This window comes from Streptomyces sp. BRA346 (assembly GCF_052851135.1).
Window position 1 is genome coordinate 163233 of sequence record NZ_JAIWIH010000009.1, and the last position, 17923, is coordinate 181155.

Below are 17923 nucleotides of genomic sequence, written 5' to 3' on the forward strand. Positions count from 1 at the left end.
TCAGTCCAGCATGGCGCGCAGTCGTTCGACGGCGTGGAGACGTTCCGCGTGGGTGTCGGCCAGCGGCCTCACGCACAGTGTCGTCACTCCGGCGGCAGCGAACGCATCGAGCTGTCCGGCGACCTCTTCCTTCGTTCCCACGAGGGAGATGGCCCTCAACAGGTCTTCGGGGACGGCGGCCTCGGCTTCCTTCTTCTTTCCTGCCAGATACAGGTCCTGGACGAGTGCCGCTTCCCGCTCGTATCCGTACCGGCCGGCAAGCTGAGCGTAGAAGTTCTTGTTCCTGGCTCCCATCCCGCCGATGTAGAGGGCCAGCTGGGGCCGAGCGCGGTCCAGCAGGTGTGCCACGTCGTCGCCGATGGCCAAAGGAGCGGTCACCGTGATGTCGAGCGAACCCAGTGCCGGATCACGCCGGGCCTGCCCCGCGGCCAGGGCCGCTCCCCACACGTCGGCCGCTTTCCCGGGATGGAAGAACACCGGCAGCCAGCCCTCGGCGAGTTCGGCGGTCAGCTCGACGTTCTTCGGTCCGATCGCGGCCAGGACGATGGGAATGCGGGAGCGGACCGGCCGATCGATGATCTTCAGGGGTTTACCGAGCCCGGTGCCCCGCCCGGCAGGAAGTGGCAGCGGGTACTTCGGGCCTGGATGTACCACTTCTTCCCGCCGCCACACCCGGCGGCAGATCTCCACCACCTCGCGTGTGCGGCCGAGCGGCGCGTCATACGGCACCCCGTGGAACCCCTCGATCACCTGTGGTCCCGACGCTCCGAGCCCCAGCGTGAACCGGCCGCCCGAGAGGTGGTCCAGCCCGGCGGCGGTCATCGCCAGGAGTGACGGCGTACGGGTGAAGACCGGGAGGATCCCGGAGGCGATCTCCAGGCGTTCGGTCCGGGCTGCCAGATATCCCAACTTGCTGACGGCGTCGAACGAATAGGCCTCCGGCACGAAGGCGACCTCGACACCTGCCGCCTCGAAGTCCGGCATCGCACGGACGGACTCGATGAAGTCGTCGCCGTAACCCAGTGTCATGCCGATACGCATGCGCATGGCTCTCACCCTCAGATCGCCTCCGATTTTATCGAACGCTCGTTTAGTCACCGTAGCGCCGCTCGCCTCCGGGCGGAACCGGACCTGGCGAAGGGGTAGGGTTCCGTCGGCCGGACGACACCGGGGACCGCGCCCGGCAGCCGGCGGTGGCGGTGCACCGGACCCGGCTCCGGACGGCATGGCGGACTTTGCCGATCGTTCGTTCGTTCTGCAAGGCTGGGACCATGGATGCGACGAGCGGCAAAGCCTCGGGCAAGACCGTCAAGGCGGCGGACAGCGGGCCCCCCGGCCCCCGGGGAAACGGCCGGAGCGCCATCATGGACGCCGCACGGGACGTCTTCGCGGAGCGCGGCTACTTCGGCGCCTCCATCCGTGACATCGCCAAGCGGGCCGACATGAGCCTGTCCGCCCTGTATTACTACTACTCGGGCAAGGCAGAGCTCTTCCACGCCCTGATCGAGGACTCGCTCGACGACTACTTCCGTCACTGCGAGAAGGAACTGGCCCGGGCTGGTGACGACCCCGCCGCGCGGCTGGCCGCCCTGGTCAGGGTGACGGTCGACTACCGGGTCCGGCGGCGGGTCGAGAGCCTGCTGACCCTCCAGGAACTCCGTTACCTCGAACCCGAGTACCGCAATCCCATCATCGAGAGGCGGCACGCCGTCTCGGGACTCTTCCAGAAGGCCATCGACGACGGCATGGCCGGCGGAGTCTTCCGGACCCCGCACCCGGACGACGCCCGCCGGGCGGTCATGGCGATGTGCAACGCCGTCGCCCAGTGGTACGACCCATCCGGCGATCTGGGGACGACCGAGCTGTGCGACCGGTACGTACGTCTGGCGTTCGCACTGGTCGGGCACGACGAGGCGCCGGCTCGGTAGGTCGTCCCGCTTTTCGTCGCGGTGCCGAGCGACGTCATAGCCCACCCGCATCTGACCGCCCGCGACCGGTGGCGACGGATCGACACACCTCACGGTCCCGTACCCGCCCTGCTCCCGCCCCCGGTCATCTCCGGCTACGACCCGCCGATGGGCGCCATCCCCGCGCTCGGGCAGCACACCGAATCCGTCCTCATCGAACTCGGCATCCGCGAGGACGAGATCAGCGCGCTGCGCGCACAGGGCGCCGTGGCCCCCGCCCATCGCTGATGCCCTGGTTGGCTGCGCCAGTGCTGGTTCGTACCTGAAGGGTGTCAATTTCGATCAGGCTGCTGAGCTGGGCGTTCTCTGTCGATGGTGAGTCAATCGGAGTGGCGTGGTGTGGTACCCGTTGAGCAGTCCACCGAGTACGTGGCGGCGCCTGATGGTGCCAGCAGGTAGGGGGATGATGTCCGGGGCGTCGTCTGGGGCTCGTAGGTCCAGTTGCGGTGGGGCCGTATTCGCAGTCACCCCCACGACACTGCTGGCCTGGCACCGGCAACTCCTGGCGCGAACGACGGCCCGTCCTCGGCGGACTGATCGACGAGTACCGCCAGGCTGCCTGAGCTGACGACGTCGCCGTGCTCACAGCACCGAATCGTATTCCCGAGCGGCACAGGCGTCGTGGAAGGCGACCCAGCTCGCCCGGCGCGGCCGGTGAAGGGAGTCCGCGCCTGACGAGCGTCGGTTTGTCCTACGCCGATCGCAGAGTTGACAGTGGGGGTGAGCAGGGTCGGGGACTGGCGCGGTGGCTGATGCTCCGAATCCAGTCCCCGGCCTCCTCAGGAGTGCTGTGTGCCCGGCATCGTGTCCCAGAACGCGCACTGGTGTTCCGTCGAGTACCGGTCGTCGTCGATCAGGGCACTCCTGCCCCCCGCCCGCAGCGACAACATCAGACCCTTGCCCCTGTGATAGCCGGGCCAGACCGTCTGCTGGGCGACGGACGGCCGGCCGGTCTTCGTGAAGGCGCCCCAGTACCGCGTCATCTCGCGGGCGAGTCGGCGCTCGTCGGCGTTGAACAGCGGGGCGATGGGTGTGCCGTTGTTGAAGCTGGGCCAGATGTAGGCGAGTTCCGCGGCGTGGCCGGCCCCCCAGACGTAGCCGGGGATCTGCGTCAGGCCAGGGCCGGTCCGGTGGTCGAACTCGTACGCATAGGTGGGGGTGTACCGCTCAAGGGTCCGGGCGAGCGAGCGGAGCCCGCACCCGCCGATCCCCGCGACACTCCCCGAGTCGGTCATGATCCCGCCGATGAGGTACGCCGCGGTGTACCGGTCGGACGTATCGGGCCAGGGATAGCGGGCGAGGACCTCGTCGGCGCGGGCTCCGGCGAGGTTCTGGACGTAGGCGAGGTAGGCCTCCTTGCCCGCGCCTATGTAGCCCGAGGCGAAGGTGCGGCCCTCGTCACGGTTGGCGCCGACGACCACGGGCACGCGGGTGAATCTTCCGCGGTCCAGCGCCTCGCGTAGTCCGGTCGGGAACGTCGGAGTTCCGTCCACGAAGCCGGCCGAGAAGGTCCGGCTCGCGTCGAGGAGCGTAGCCGCCGAAGCCGACCGCAGACAGCCGAGGACGGCCGCCTGAGCCGTGCCGTCGCAGCCCGCCTGCCGGGCGAACGCCGTCCCGGCGGCCTCTGCCCGGGCCTGCGGCCCGCTGCGACAGGAGCCGCTCTGGATCATGGCGCGGGCGAACAGCCCGCGCGAGCCGGGCGACACGAGGTGACCGCAGACGGACCAGCCGCCCGCGGACTCGCCGTCGATGGTGACCGCACCGGGGTTACCGCCGAAGGCGGCTATGTTGCGCTGCACCCAGCGCAGAGCGGCCTGCTGGTCCATGAACCCGTAGTTGCCGGACTCGCCGCCCTCCTCGGTGAGGGCGGGCAGGCCGAGGAAGCCGAAGGCGCCGAGTCGGTAGTTGAGCGAGACGCCGATGACACCCGTCTCCTTGACGAGCTTCGACTCGTCGTTCTGCGAGCCGCTGCCGTTGGTCAGGCCACCGCCGTGGATGAAGACGTGCACCGGAAGACGGGCGCCGGCCCGCACGCCCGACGGCCGCCACACGTTGATGTCGAGGCAGTCCTCGGTCTCGCTGCGTGGTCCGTTGCCACTGGGCAGGACGGGGCAGGGATTGCCGAAGTCGGCCGCCTCCCGGACGCCGGTCCACCGCGCCGCGGGCCGCGGCGGCTTCCAGCGCAGGGAGCCGGTGGGCGCCGCCGCGTAGGGGATGCCGAGGAACCTCTCGACGCCCTTCGAGGTGGCGCCGCGCACGGCGCCCTTGTCGGTGGCCACCGCGGTCGGCGCCGTCGCGGACGCCGTCGCGGGCAGCAGCCCGACGACGGCGAGGGACATGACCAACGCGCCGCCCAGGGCAGTACGGATTCTGCTGGCAGTCATGGATGGGGACCTCTCTGGCCGGGTGCCGGCCGCATGGTGCGGCCGGCACCCTGGGGGGGGAAGGAGCCGGGCCGGGGCCGGCCCGGCATCGGGCGCCGCTCGTCACCCGGCCGATGTCGCGAGCCGGGCGGTCAGCGGGTGACCTTGACGCCGCCGTGCAGGGGGAGCGTCCGCGACGAGGAGCCGACCCACACCTCCCGGTGCCCGGTGCCGAGCTCCCAGGCGTGGGAGGAGGCGTTCCAGTACTTCAGCTGCTGTGCGTCGACCTGGATGCGTACGGTCTTCGACTGACCGGCGCGCAGATGCACCTTCTGGTAGCCGCCGAGCGAGCGCACCGCCTGGGGCGCGGTGGTCTTCGGGCTCGCGCCGACGTAGACCTGGGCGACCTCGTCACCGTCGCGGGTGCCGGTGTTCTTCAGCGTGAACGAGACGGTCAACGCGCCGTGACTCTGCCGAACCGCGAGGTCGCGGTAGGCGAAGGAGGTGTACGACAGGCCATGGCCGAAGGGGAACAGCGGGGCGGCCTTCTCCTTGTCGTACCAGCGGTAGCCCACGTAGATGCCCTCGGAGTAGTTCTCCTGGTTGTTCACTCCCGGGTACCTGAGCGGGTCGCCGGCGACCGGTGTGGCGGACTCGCTCGCGGGGAACGTCTGGGTGGTCTTGCCCGACGGGTTCACGTCGCCGTAGAGCAGGCGGGCGGTGGCCTCGGCCCCGTTTTCCCCGGGGTAGTACGTGTCGAGCACCGCCTTGACCTTGGGTAGCCACGGCATGGTGATCGACGATCCCGTGTTGAGGACGACGATCGTGTTCGGGTTGGCGTCGGCGACGGCGGAGATGAGCCCGTTCTGGTCGGCCGGCAGGGAGAGGTTCTTCCGGTCGACGCCCTCGGTACCGTCGTCGTAGGCGAAGACGATGGGGGTCTTCACCTGGCGGGCCAGGGCCACGGCCTGCTCCCGGGCGGCCTTCGCGGCCTGCGGGGTGACCCAGTTCAGCCGGATCTTGGCCGGTGCGCCCTGGATGGCTTGGGCGTTGGCCGCGAAACGGTGCGTTCCCGCCGTGAGGTGCACCGTGGCGCTGCTGGAGCCCAGGAAGCCGGTGATGACGCTCTTGCCGTCGATCTTCAGCGCGCCGTACGCGGCGGGAAGGTCGTAGACGAAGGAGTAGTCGCCGTCGGCCGGCACCGTGAGGGTGCCGCTGTAGTCCAAGGGGGCGGCCGGGGTGACGGTGATCGTGCCGTCCGAGCCGACCGGCAGGGCGGGGCTGAGGGACGTCGCGGGAACGGGGGCACCGGTGTTGTCGACGCCGGCCGCGTAGCGCACCGTGGCATTCCGGCCGGCCCGCTGCGTGATGGTGGCCAGCGGCGAGGCCGCGGAGTCCGGTACGACGTGGGAGCTCCCGCCGCCGGTGACCTTCGGTGTCTTCGCGGTCGGGCCGATGAGTCCGATGTTGGTGTCCTCGCCGGTCAGCGGAAGCGCCTTGCCGGTGTTCTTCAGCAGGACCGAGCCGGACTCGGCCACCTTCTGCGCGACCTTGGCGCCGCCCTTCGGGTCGCGTGCGGGCCGCCGGCCCGCGGTGCCGTCGAGGAGACCGAATGTGTCCATCTGGCCCAGGATGCGGGCGACCGAGTCGTTGAGCTCCGAGACCGGAATGGTGCCGTTCGTTATCGCGGTCTTCAGTTTGTCGCCCAGAAAGACGCCGCTCGGCATCTCCTGGTCGAGGCCGTTCACGATGTCGGTCGTCGCATGGGCCGCGCTCCAGTCCGACATGACCCAGCCTTGGAAGCCCCACTGCTCTTTGAGGATCGAGTTGAGCAGTTCGTCGCTGCCGCAGCCGTGACTGCCGTTCACCGAGTTGTACGAGCACATCACCGCACCGGCGCCGGCCTTGACGGCGGCCTCGAAGGCGGGCAGCTCGATCTGACGCAGGGTCTGCTCGTCGACGTTGACGTTCACCCCCATGCGGTTGTCTTCCTGGTTGTTCTCCGCGTAGTGCTTGACGGTGGCCATCAGGCCCTGGCTCTGAACGCCCCTGATCTCGCCGGACACCATGCGGGAGCTGAGCAGCGGGTCCTCGCTGAAGGTCTCGAAGTTCCGCCCCGCGTACGGCACCCGGATGATGTTCGTCATCGGTGAGAGGAGGACGTCCTGGCCGAGCGCACGGCCGTCGCGTCCGATGACCTGGCCGAACGAACGGGCCAGTCGGTCGTCGAAGGACGAGGCGAGCGCGACCGGCGCCGGCATCGCGGTGGCGTGCGCGTTGACCCGTACGCCCGCCGGACCGTCGGTGAGCCGCAGTTCGGGGATGCCGAGGCGGGGAACCCCGGGGATGTATCCGGCCTGGCCGAGGGCACGGGGGTCGGTGCCTCCATGGACGAAGGACAACTTCTCGTCCAGCGACATCCGGGCGATGAGGGCAGCGACGCGGGGAGACACGCTGACGGTGCCCCGAGCGTCACCCGCGCCCACGCCCGAGGCGCCAGGGGCCACGGCCGTGCCCGCGGCAAGGAGCATCGCGCTCGCTCCCGCGATCAGGGCCGTGCGGCGCAACCGGCTTTTCCTGCGACGTCGTACCGATGTCCGATTGAACTCCATGCGGACTCCTCACCAACCGAAAGCACTCGACGATTTGAGTCTGAACAATTCAGGCTCTGATGGACGGAATGGACGGAATTGAGATGGGCGAATCGGGCTGACTGGAGACGACAGCAAGCAACATTTCTCGCCGGGGCTGAGACTGCGCCGACGCTGCCGGACGTGCCGGGGCCGTGAGGTCGGACTGGGTCGTGTCCGCCACGGTGGTGGACCGGGTGACCGCCGCGTGCGGCCGGCTACCGGGACTGTTCGAAGAGCCAGTCGATGACCACGTCGTTCTCGTACGTCTGGGCCCATGCGAAGTGTGGGTTCACCGGTGTCGTTCCGGACGTGTAACTCGTGAACAGGACGTGACTGCGCGCTGCCCGGGCCCGCCGTAGGAGCTCCCGCGACCGGGCCTCGAATTGCGCCTTCGGCAGATCGTTGGCCCACTCTCCGCGGCTGACCGGTGCACCGGCGGCCTCGAGCGCGTTCATCAGTGTCCAGGTACCGGGGTTGCCGAACCGGCCCTCCCGGTAGGGGACGACCGGGTCGTCGACGGAGTGGTCGGCCCACATCGGAATGTGCGTGATCCTCTCCATGGCGGCCGGGTCGCCCCAGCCCGCCGTGGGCAGGGCAGCCGCGAACACCTCGGGTCGCTTCGCCAGCAGGCTGTAGATGCCACGCCCGCCTGAGGACAGGCCGACGACGTAGAGCCGGTCCGTGTCCACGTTGCGGGAGTGCTCGCTCACGAAGGTGTCAATGAGTTCGATCAGCGCGGCCTGGACCTTGGCGTCGGTCCAGTCCGTGCCGTCGGGTCCGTCCATGGGACGGGGCAGGGGGATCTGCGGAGCGAGGACGAACGCGGGGTTGCGGCGCTGTCGTTCCGGCTTGGCGAACGTCACCGCGATCCGGTTGGACGTGAGCTGCGTCATGTTGTTGTCCGCGACTTCGCCACCGCCGTGCAGGGTGAGGACGAGCGGGTACCGCGTGCGCGTCTGAGGATTGCGTACGAATCCCTCGGGCAGGTACAGCCGGAAGTCCAGTTCGAAGCCCGAGGAGTCGGTGAAGGAACCGGCGGCGAAGTCGTCGACCACGGGAGTGAGGATCTCGTTGTTCCGGCTCGCGAACGGACCAGCCCTGAGCACCAGTTCACCCCCCGGGGTGCGCACGTCTGCGACCTGTCTGACGGAGTATGCGCGGTCGAGCGGAAGGGGATCGGTGCCGGCGGCCCGCGCGTTGGAGTCGTTCGGGTCGAGTTCGACGATCAGGCGGTCCCCCGGCCGTCCGGGATCGGATCGGTCGTCCACTTCGGCGACGGTGTTGGGGTAGACCCGGGTCACCGTGCGAGCCGCTGTCTGCTTGCCCACCGTGGCCTTCACCTGGAAGGCGGTGGGCGGGATCACCCCGCCGCGTAAGTCGATGCGATGCGAGTACTGGACAGCGACGGCTGTCACCAGCCAATTGTTCCTCGGCGTCACCCGCGTGACGAGGTCCGCTCGCAGGACCGGATTGGGTCGGGAGGCCGCCTGTCGTCCTTCGGATGTCGCTGTCGTGGTGTCGGCGGCCGCGGCGGTCGCCGTGCTCACGGCCGGCACCGTGACCGCACCTGTCGCGACGGTGAGCACCGTGCGTCTGGTGATCCCTCTCATGGGTCCTCGTCTCAGTCGGTGGGGCACCCGGACCAGGCGCCTCTGTGTGGTCCCGGCGGACGGCCCTCGGCGGCGGTGGGCGGGGCTGGGGGACAGACCGAGGTGTTACGCGAGAGTGTCGAAGCACCAACGGATCCGTGTCCAGCATCGAACCGAGATCTGTTCATGCGATAAGCGCATCAATTCAAAGAGGTGCGCCCTGTACTCGTGGGCCGTGGACCACCTTGCGTCAACTGGCGGCGTACACGGCCGTCGCCCGGGCCTCGACCTCGACTGCGGCAAGCAGTCGGGCGACCTGAGCGGGGTTCGGGACGCAGCGCGACGGGGGCCGAGTAGCCGCCGTCTACTGGGCGACCGCCCCTGCCGGAGTAGATCCGCAACCTGATCATCCGGCTCGGTACCGAAATTCCCGATGGGACTTCCGACACGTGCACGGCGATCTGCGCCGCCTCGGGCACAAGGTCAGCTCCGCCACCGTCCGGCGTGTGCTGCGTGCCGCCGGTCTCCGTCCCGCGCCGCGTAGCCAGCCGGCGCGCGGTGAGTGGGCGGCGTTCCTCAAAGCCCGGGCCAGCCGCATGCTCGCCACCCCGGCAGGTTCTGTGGCAACCCGCGATCGGGCCGCCGAACTCACATCATCCGCGACCGGGACGCGAAGTTCACCGCCACCCTCGACGCCGTGTTCGCCAGTGAGGACATCACCGTGGCCACCAACTCGCACCCAACGACAATCCGAACGTCGTCCCCCTGCCTGCACCCCGGATCAAACGCCGACAAGCCGTCGCAGGCCTCATCAACGAGTTCCACCGAGCCAGCGCCAAACTTCGAGGCTAGTGATTTCCGGGGAATTGAGACGCTACCTTGCACGGGCCCGTCTCAGTGATCGTTGACGCGGCGTGCGTGGAAGGAACTGTGCACACTGTGCATGACTCGGGATTAGTCGAACGCCTTCCTTTCAGCCCGACCCGAGGACCGGAATCTCGTGAAAGAAATCATCAGCGCCGTTCTCTCCGATGACGCTGCCTCCGAAGACTTCGCCGCGCTCCCCGTTCCCGATTCCTATCGGGGAGCGCTCACGCTGAAGGAGGAGGCCGGGATGTTCGAGGGGATCGCTTCCTCGGACAAGGATCCGGAGAAATCGCTGCACATCAGCGAGGTTCCGACGCCGTCGCCCTGCGCCGGTGAGGTGCTGATCGCGGTCATGGCGAGCGCGATCAATTACAACACGGTGTGGAGCGCCATCTTCGAACCACTGCCGACCTTCGCCTTCCTGGAGCGCTACGCCAAGGCCGGGCCGGAGGGTGCCCGGCACGACCTGCCGTATCACGTCGTCGGATCCGATCTGTCCGGGGTCGTGCTGCGCACCGGGCCCGGGGTGCGGCGCTGGAAGCCCGGGGACCGGGTGGTGGCGCACTGTCTGTCGGTGGAGTTGGAGAGCTCCGACGGGCACAACGACACGATGCTCGACCCCGAGCAGCGCATCTGGGGCTTCGAGACCAACTTCGGCGGCCTCGCCGAGATCGCCCTCGTCAAGTCCAACCAGCTCATGCCCAAGCCGGCCCATCTGACGTGGGAGGAAGCGGCCTGCTCGGGGCTGGTGAACTCCACCGCGTATCGGCAGTTGGTGTCCCGGAACGGTGCCGGGATGAAGCAGGGTGACAACGTGCTGATCTGGGGGGCGAGCGGCGGACTCGGCTCGTACGCGACCCAGTTCGCGTTGCACGGCGGCGCCAACCCGGTCTGTGTGGTGTCCTCGGACGCCAAGGCGGAGCTCTGCCGGTCCATGGGCGCCGAGGCCGTCATCGACCGCAGCGCGGAGGACTTCCGGTTCTGGTCGGACGAGCGGACTCCGAATCCCAAGGAGTGGAAGCGCTTCGGAAAGGGGATCCGCGAGCTGACCGGCGGCGAGGACGTCGACATCGTCTTCGAGCACCCCGGGCGGGAGACCTTCGGCGCGTCGGTGTACGTCACCCGCAAGGGCGGCACGATCGTCACCTGCGCCTCGACCTCCGGCTACACCCACGAGTACGACAACCGCTACCTGTGGATGCAGCTGAAGCGCATCATCGGCTCCCATTTCGCCAACTACCGCGAGGCCTGGGAGGCCAACCGCCTCATCGCCAAGGGAAAGATCCACCCCACCCTCTCCACCGTGTTCCCGCTGGCCCAGACCCCGGCGGCGGTGCGGCGGGTCCAGCAGAACCGGCACAGCGGCAAGGTCGGCGTACTGTGCCTCGCACCGGCCGAAGGCCTCGGCGTCCAGGACACTCAGGCCCGCGCCCGTCACCTGCCGTTCATCAACCGGTTCCGCGAAGCCGCCGAGTAGCGTCCCCTGCCTTCCCGCCGCCCGTACCGAGGCCGGCCAAGACTAAGGATTTGCGGGTGCGGTTCGGACTCCACTGAAGACAGCGCGACAGCGCGATCTGGATCGGAAGGGACCGACGAGACTTGGATACGAAGGACGACGCCACAACGGCCTGGATCCGCCGGTATCACCCATCGGGTGGCAGTACGGTGCGGCTCATCTGCTTCCCTCACGCGGGCGGTTCGGCGAGCTTCTTCCACCCGGTGTCAGCACGATTCTCGCCCGACGCCGACGTGGTGGCCCTCCAGTACCCCGGCCGTCAGGACAGGCGCCGTGAGCCGTGCGTCGAGGACATCGGCGTGCTCGCCGACCTGCTCGTCGAGGAGATCCAGGCCCTCAGCGACAAGCCCACGGTCTTCTTCGGGCACAGCATGGGTGCCGTGCTGGCCTTCGAGACCGCCTTCCGGCTCGAACAGCAAGGGGTCAAACCGCCCCACTCGTTGATCGCCTCCGGGCGGCGCGCCCCCTCGACCCGCCGGGACGAGCAGGTACACAAGCGCGACGCCAACGGCATCATCTCCGAGCTCAGGCTGCTCAACGGCACCGACTCGGCGGTGTTCGGCGATGACGAGCTGCTGAGGATGGCGCTGCCCGCGATTCGCGGCGACTACCGGGCGATCGAGACGTACACCTGCGAGCCGGGCCGGAAAGTCCGCTGTCCCATCACCGTCCTGACCGGCGACGCGGATCCGAAGACGACGCTGGAAGAGGCGATCGCCTGGCGGCCGCACACCGAGGGCTGGTTCCAGGTCAAGGTGTTCCCCGGGGGCCACTTCTTCCTCGCCGACCATCAGGCCGAGGTGAACAACGAGATCGCCAGAGAGCTCGAAGCGGCCCGTTCGGCGGGACAGAGCGCTCCGGCAGGACGTTGAGGAGAGGTCTGTGCCGACATCCCGAGAGCTGCCCGCCCTGACCACCGAGGCGCGGCCCGTGCTGGACCCGAGCCCGCTGCGGGAGCTGCGGGCGAGCGCTCCGGTCTGCCGGGTCCGAACGCCGGCGGGTGACGAAGCCTGGCTGGTCACCCGGCATGCCGAGGTGAAGAAGCTGCTCCACGACGAGCGGCTGGGCCGCTCCCACCCGAGCCCGGAAACCGCCCCGAGGTATGTCAAGAACTCCCTGCTCGACCTGCTCGTCGCCGACGACCCGCAGGTTGCGCGCGAGGCGCACGCCCGGACACGCGCCCTGTTCACACCGAACTTCTCGGCGAAGCGCATCCGCGCTCTGCGCCCGCGCATCGAGGAGGTGGCGAGTGACCTGGTGGAGGACTTCGCAGCGCGGGAACGGCCTGTCGACCTGCACGCGTACTTCTCGTCGCCGTTCTCCCTGCGGATCCTGTGCGAGCTGATCGGGGTGCCGGACGAGGGCCGGGAGCGGTGCGCGGCGCTGCTGGCCGGTATGGGCCAGATCGACACCGAGCAGTCCACGGTCACCGGGCCGAAAGCCCTGTTCGACCTACTCGCCGGGGTATCTGCGCGCAAGCGGGCGGAGCCGGGCGACGATGTGATCTCCCGGATGTGCGCGGCGGGCCTCCCGGACGACCATGTCGGTTCGCTGGCCGCGGTCCTGTTGTTCGCCGGGCTGGAGAGTGTCGCGACCCACATCGATCTCGGGGTGGTGCTGCTGTCCGCCCACCCGGAGCAGCGCGACGCGGTGCTCCGGGATCCGGCCCTGCTGACCGGCACGGTCGAGGAGGTGCTGCGGTCCGCCAAGCGAGCCGGGGCGACCTTGCCGCGGTACGCGAGCGAGGACCTCGAGATCGCCGGTGTGACCATTCGCGCCGGGGAGCTGGTACTGCTCGACTTCGCGCTGGCGAACTTCGACGAGCAGGCGTTCGGCGAGCCGGAGCTGTTCGACATCACCCGCTCGCCGAACCAGCACCTGACCTTCGGCCACGGGATCTGGCACTGCGTCGGCGCGCCTCTGGCCCGAGTGGAGCTGAGCACCGCGTTCACGACCCTGTTCTCGAGGCTGCCCGGTCTGCGACCCGCGGTCCCGTTGGACGAACTACGAACGCGGGGCGGCGAGTTGGTCGGCGGACTCGCCGAACTGCCGGTGACCTGGTAGCCGGGCCGGACCGGATTGCGAAAGCGGAGAGAAATGGGAACTGCTGACATGTCGGACGCCGCGAAACTCGTCGACTTCCCGCTGAGACGACCCGGTGACCCCCTCCCGCCCCCGCAGTACGAGGACTTCCGCGAGCGCGAGGGGCTGGTCTGGTCCACCATGCCCACCGGTGCCCGGGTCTGGCTGGTGACGCGGTACGAGGACGTCCGCGCGGTGCTCACCAACCCGAAGATCAGCTCCAACCCCGGACACGAGGGCTTCCCCAGCCCCGGCCGGACCGGCGGGCCGCCCGCGCAGGACCAGGTGCCCGGCTGGTTCGCGGCGCTGGACCCGCCCGAGCACGACCGGTACCGCAAGGTCCTGATCCCGGAGTTCAGTGTCCGGCGCATCAGGGAGCTGCGGCCGCGGATCCAGGAGGTCGTCGACGACTGTGTCGAGGCGCTGCTGGCGAAGGGCAGTCCCGCGGACCTGGCCTCCGACTTCGCGGTGCCGATTCCCTCTCTGGTGATCTGCGCCCTGCTCGGGGTACCGCAGGCGGACCGTGGCTTCTTCGAGTCGCGTATCCGTGTCCTGGTCACGCTGAGCGCCACCGACGAGGAGCGCGACGAGGCGTCCAAACAGATCCTGCGCTACTTCAGCAGGATGATCGCCATCAGGAAGCGGCGCCCCGGCGACGACCTGATCAGCGTGATGATCAAGTCGGAGACGATGACCCCGATGGAGATCGGCGGCGCGGCGATGCTGCTGGTCATCGCCGGCCAGGAAACGACGGCGAACAACATCGCGCTCGGCGCGAGCACGCTGCTGTCGAACCGTCAGTGGATCGGCGACGACCGGGTGGTCGAGGAGCTGTTGCGCTACTACTCCGTCGCCGACCTGGTGCCGCTGCGCGTTGCCCTGGAGGACGTGGAGGTCGCCGGGCAGCTCATCAAGGCCGGTGAGGGCATCGCCCCGCTGGTCGCCGCGGCCAATCACGACGGTTCCGTGTTCTCCTGCCCGCACCAGTTCGACCCCGGCCGCTCGGAGCAGCACCACATCGCGTTCGGCTTCGGCCGCCATCTGTGTCTCGGGGCGCATCTGGTGCGCACCGAGATGGAGCTCGCCTACCGGACGCTGTTCGAACGGATCCCGACGCTGGAGCTGGCCCGGCCCGTCGAGGAGTTGTCGTTCAGGAACAACGGCGTGCTGTTCGGCCTGGATTCGCTGCCGGTCCGCTGGTAGCGCCCTCTGTCCCCGCCCTCCCTCTGTCCGTGAACCCTCCTCCGATGAACAAGGAGCCTGGAATTCCCATGGCCATACGTCTCGCCCGGCTCCCCGCCTCGTCCACGGTGGCCGAAGTCTCCGCGGCCCTCGACCGCGACGGCGGTGTGATCGTGGAAGACCTGATCGACAAGACCACCCTCGGGGGGCTCTGGGACGACCTGGGTCCCGCCCTGGAGAAGACCGGGTACGGGGACAGCTCGTTCGCCGGACAGCGGACCAAGCGGCTGTGCTCGCTGTTCGCACGTTCCCGGCATATGGCGGAGGTGGCGCTGAACCCGCTGTTCCTCGGCGCCGCCCGCGACCTCATCGAGCGGCCCGTACCCAGCTGGTTCGGTCCGCAGCGGACCGAGATCGCGCCGAACGTACAGGTCAGCATCACGCAGGTGATCCAGATCTGGCCCGGGGAGACACCGCAGCCCGCGCACCGCGACGACATCGCGCATATGCTGCCCTCCCCCGGGCCGACCAACCGCGTGCAGATCATGCTGGCGATGGACGAGTTCACCGACGAGAACGGCGCCACGATGGTGTACCCGGGCAGCCACGCCTGGGAAGCGGAACGCGGCCCGCGGCCGGAGGAGGCGGTGCAGGCGGAGATGGAGCCCGGCTCCTGCCTGATCTGGGTGGGTGGGCTGTTCCACGGCGGCGGACCGAACCTCTCCGAGGCTCCGCGGACGGGTCTCACCATGGCCCTGGTGCGCGGCAACCTCCGCCAGGAGGAGAACCAGTTCCTGGCCGTGCCGAAGGAGATCGTCCGGGAGTACCCGGAAGAGTTGCAGCGCCTGCTCGGCTGGGGCCTGTGCCCGCCGTTCATCGGCTGGTACGAGCACGCGGACCCGAACCCCCTGCTCCGCGCCGAGTCCTGAGCGCACCGCGCGCCTGACCGACCGCGTCAGGGATCCCGGGCGCCGTCCCAGAGGCCGACGACCGGATACCGAAGGCCACCGTGAGGGATTATCCTCCCGAACGGTGGCCTTCGGCGTTGGTCACCGGGCCGTGCCGCCGCCGCGCTTCATCCTCGCTCGTTCAGCCATTCGTGCACCCGCTGTGCGGTCGTCTCCGCGTCCGCCTCAAGCAACGTGAAGTGGTTTCCGGTCACTTCGAGCACCTGGTGGTCAAGCGGCCAGGACGGCCGCGTGGCCTCGAGGAGCAGCTCGGGCACGAACTCGGCAGCCTGTACGAAGAGCGTCGGGGTTTCGATCGGACGCGGCCGCCAGCCGCTGAACAGCCGCGCGTAGTGCGCCATCGCGGTGAGCTGGTCATCGTCCACCGGGATCTGGGGGAATCGCCGCATCAGCCGGTGCGTGGTGGCCGCCATGCCCAGTGCGAGGTCGTCGCCGGCGCCCGCGGGAGTGTCCAGCAGGACCAGCGCGCGCGGCGGTGTTCCAGCCGCCTCCAGTCGCGCGGCGAGGGTGTGGGCGAGCCAGCCCCCCGAGGAGTAGGCGACGAGTGTGAGCGGTTTGTCCCCGAATGCGCGCAGCACCGCGTCCGCCTGCCGGGCGGCGGTGGCGTCGAGATCGGCCGGAAGCGCCTCGCCCGGGCCACAGCCGGGTGTGGGCAGGACCCAGACGTCGCGGGTGCCGCGCAGGGCTTGGGCGAACCGGGCGAACTGGTACGGGCTCGCCGGGGCCACCAGCGACGGGACGCACAGCAGGGGCTCGGCCTCCGAGCCGTCCGACAGCCGCACCGGTTCGGCGCCCGTCGGTCCCTCGCCTCCGGTGTCATGGACCTGGAAGCTGGGGCGCGTTCCTGCCGCGAGGTCGAGCAGGTCCAGCCCGCGCTCGTGCTGCTCCTGGTCGAACGCGTGCCGAAAGAGGTGGGTGACGGTGCCGCCCCGCGCCGTGCCGTCCACTCGTTCCGGCCCGGCCGCCATGCCGTCCGCTCGTTCCGGCCCGGCCGCCATGCCGTCCGCTCGTTCCGGCCCGGCCGTGGCCGCCGGGCCTGCCGTGGCCGCCGGGCCTGCCGACCCGGCCAGTCCGGGCAGTCCGGCCAGCAGATGGGTGGCGAGCGCGCGCGGCGTCGCGTGCTCGAACAGCGCCTCCGCGGTCAGGGCCAGTCCGGTCGCCCGGCTGAGCCTGGTGCGCAGGTCGGTGATCGACAGGGAGGTGAAGCCCATTTCGAGGAACCTGCGGCCGGTTTCCACCTCCGTCGCGTCGGTGTGGCCGAGAACGGACGCGATCTGCGAGGTGATCAGACCGAGCAGTGTCCGGTCCTGTTCCTCGGCCGTCATGCCCCGGAGACGGGCGGCCAGTTCGCGGTGGTCCTCGACGCGCTCCGCCCTCGGAAGGGCCGAACTCCGCTCATGGTCGCCCGCGCCCCACCGCGAGAGGAGCGGTGTCGTCCCCGGCTCGGCCGCCCGGTCCGCCAGCCAGAAGCGGCGGCGCCGGAAGGCATACGTCGGCAGCTCGATCCGCTGGGCGCCGGTCCCGGCGAAGAGCGCGGCCCAGTCCACGTCCGTGCCGCGTACGAACATCTCGGCGGCGGCGGTCAGCAGGCTCTCGATCTCGCCGCGGTCCCGGCGCAGGACCGAGACCGCGGTCTCCACATCGGACGGTACGAGGGAGGTGAGCACCGGATCGGGGCCGACCTCCAGCAGGCGGGTGGCGCCCAGCTCACCGGTCGCGGTCCGCACCGCGTCGTGGAAACGGACCGGACGGCGGATCTGTCGCACCCAGTAGTCTCCCGTCGCCCAGTCCCGCTCCCCCACCGGGCCCCCGGTGACGGTGCTGACCGCTGGGAGCACCGGCTGCCGGTAGGTGACACTTTCGGCGATACGGGCGAAGTCCGCCAGCATCGGCCGCATCAGCGGTGAGTGGAAGGCGTGGCTGACCCGCAGCCGGGACACCCGGCGGTCCTCCGCGCGCGCCACCGCCATCGCCCGCTCGACGGCGTCCTCATCCCCGGAGATCACCACCGCCGAGGGGCCGTTCACTGCCGCGATCGCGGCTCGCCCGGCCTCGGGTGCCGCCTTGGCGGCCTCGTCGAGGATGCGCACCACCTCGTCCTCACCGGCCTCGATCGGGGCCATCGCACCACCGGTGGGCAGTGCCTGCATCAACCGGGCGCGCGCCGCGACCAGTCGGGAGGCGTCGACGAGGTCGAAGACGCCGACGGTATGGGCCGCCACCAGCTCGCCGATGGAGTGCCCGAGCACGACATCCGGGCTCATGCCACAGGAGCGCAGCAGTTCCACGAGGGCGGTCTGCACCGCGAACAACGCCGTCTGGGCATACCCGGTCCGGTCCAGCAGCGCCGCCTCGTCCGAGCCGTCCGGGGCGAACAGCGCCTGACGGACGGTGATGTCGAATCCGGCGGCGCCGTCGAGTTCCGCGTCCAGGTGGGCGCACACCTCGTCCAGGGTCCGGGCGAACACCGGGAACCGGTCGTAGAGTTCGCGGCCCATGCCGACGCGCTGGCTGCCCTGCCCGGTGAACATCCACGCCGTGCGGCCCTCGGATACGACGCCCGACACCACGGAGGCTTCGCCGCCGGCCAGAGCGGTCACGCCCGTACGGAGCGCCGCGTCGTCGGCCCCCAGCACCACCGCGCGATGGTCGAGCAGCGCGCGGGTCGTCGCCAGCGAGAAGCCCACGTCGACCGGGGACCGATCCTGCGGTCCCCGCTCGTCGAGGAAGGATGCGAGGCGGCCGGCCTGTGCGCG

At 69.7% G+C, this 17923-nt stretch carries 12 protein-coding genes; 7 read left to right on the top strand and 5 right to left on the bottom strand.

The features are described from left to right. Nucleotides 1–1041 carry an LLM class F420-dependent oxidoreductase gene (locus LCH29_RS14955; protein ID WP_446462229.1) on the bottom strand — a complete coding sequence of 347 codons (1041 nt, stop codon included), beginning with the start codon at nucleotides 1039–1041 and terminating at the stop codon, nucleotides 1–3. Between the two features lie 230 nt (nucleotides 1042–1271). Here LCH29_RS14955 and LCH29_RS14960 point away from each other — a divergent pair, with 230 nt between their 5' ends. Continuing rightward, complete coding sequence (locus LCH29_RS14960) at nucleotides 1272–1928, top strand: TetR/AcrR family transcriptional regulator (RefSeq protein WP_446462210.1); 657 nt, start codon at nucleotides 1272–1274, stop codon at nucleotides 1926–1928. Nucleotides 1929–1949: 21 nt separating this feature from the next. Then, the gene (locus tag LCH29_RS14965) at nucleotides 1950–2195 is read left to right on the top strand and encodes a hypothetical protein (RefSeq protein ID WP_446462211.1); all 246 of its coding nucleotides are present in this window, start codon (nucleotides 1950–1952) and stop codon (nucleotides 2193–2195) included. Between the two features lie 551 nt (nucleotides 2196–2746). Here LCH29_RS14965 and LCH29_RS14970 read toward each other — a convergent pair. The 3 genes from LCH29_RS14970 to LCH29_RS14980 all read right to left on the bottom strand — a co-directional run bounded on the left by LCH29_RS14970 (nucleotide 2747) and on the right by LCH29_RS14980 (nucleotide 8573). Next, nucleotides 2747–4351, bottom strand: coding sequence for a carboxylesterase/lipase family protein (locus tag LCH29_RS14970; RefSeq protein WP_446462212.1), 1605 nt, complete (start codon nucleotides 4349–4351; stop codon nucleotides 2747–2749). Nucleotides 4352–4482: 131 nt separating this feature from the next. Then, complete coding sequence (locus tag LCH29_RS14975) at nucleotides 4483–6897, bottom strand: beta-glucosidase H (protein ID WP_446462213.1); 2415 nt, start codon at nucleotides 6895–6897, stop codon at nucleotides 4483–4485. 281 nt (nucleotides 6898–7178) lie between these two features. Further along, on the bottom strand, nucleotides 7179–8573 hold the full coding sequence (locus LCH29_RS14980) for a prolyl oligopeptidase family serine peptidase (protein ID WP_446462214.1): 1395 nt from the start codon (nucleotides 8571–8573) through the stop codon (nucleotides 7179–7181). A gap of 979 nt (nucleotides 8574–9552) precedes the next feature. Between LCH29_RS14980 and ccrA the strand changes: the two genes are divergently transcribed. The 5 genes from ccrA to LCH29_RS15005 all read left to right on the top strand — a co-directional run bounded on the left by ccrA (nucleotide 9553) and on the right by LCH29_RS15005 (nucleotide 15128). Next, a complete protein-coding gene (gene ccrA, locus LCH29_RS14985; RefSeq protein WP_446462215.1) occupies nucleotides 9553–10896 on the top strand; it encodes a crotonyl-CoA carboxylase/reductase in 1344 nt (447 codons plus the stop codon). A gap of 122 nt (nucleotides 10897–11018) precedes the next feature. Continuing rightward, nucleotides 11019–11807: a thioesterase II family protein gene (locus LCH29_RS14990; protein WP_446462216.1), complete on the top strand. Its 789-nt coding sequence runs from the start codon at nucleotides 11019–11021 to the stop codon at nucleotides 11805–11807. A 10-nt stretch (nucleotides 11808–11817) separates the two neighbouring features. Continuing rightward, nucleotides 11818–12999: a cytochrome P450 gene (locus LCH29_RS14995; RefSeq protein WP_446462217.1), complete on the top strand. Its 1182-nt coding sequence runs from the start codon at nucleotides 11818–11820 to the stop codon at nucleotides 12997–12999. Between the two features lie 48 nt (nucleotides 13000–13047). Then, entirely contained in the window at nucleotides 13048–14220 is a 1173-nt protein-coding gene (locus tag LCH29_RS15000) for a cytochrome P450 (protein WP_446462218.1), read from the top strand. A gap of 68 nt (nucleotides 14221–14288) precedes the next feature. After that, nucleotides 14289–15128, top strand: coding sequence for a phytanoyl-CoA dioxygenase family protein (locus tag LCH29_RS15005; protein WP_446462219.1), 840 nt, complete (start codon nucleotides 14289–14291; stop codon nucleotides 15126–15128). A gap of 146 nt (nucleotides 15129–15274) precedes the next feature. On the opposite strand, the gene LCH29_RS15010 is transcribed toward LCH29_RS15005, so the two are convergent. Then, nucleotides 15275–17923, bottom strand: a 2649-nt coding sequence (locus LCH29_RS15010) for an alpha/beta fold hydrolase (RefSeq protein WP_446462220.1), incomplete at its 5' end; no start/stop codon positions are given.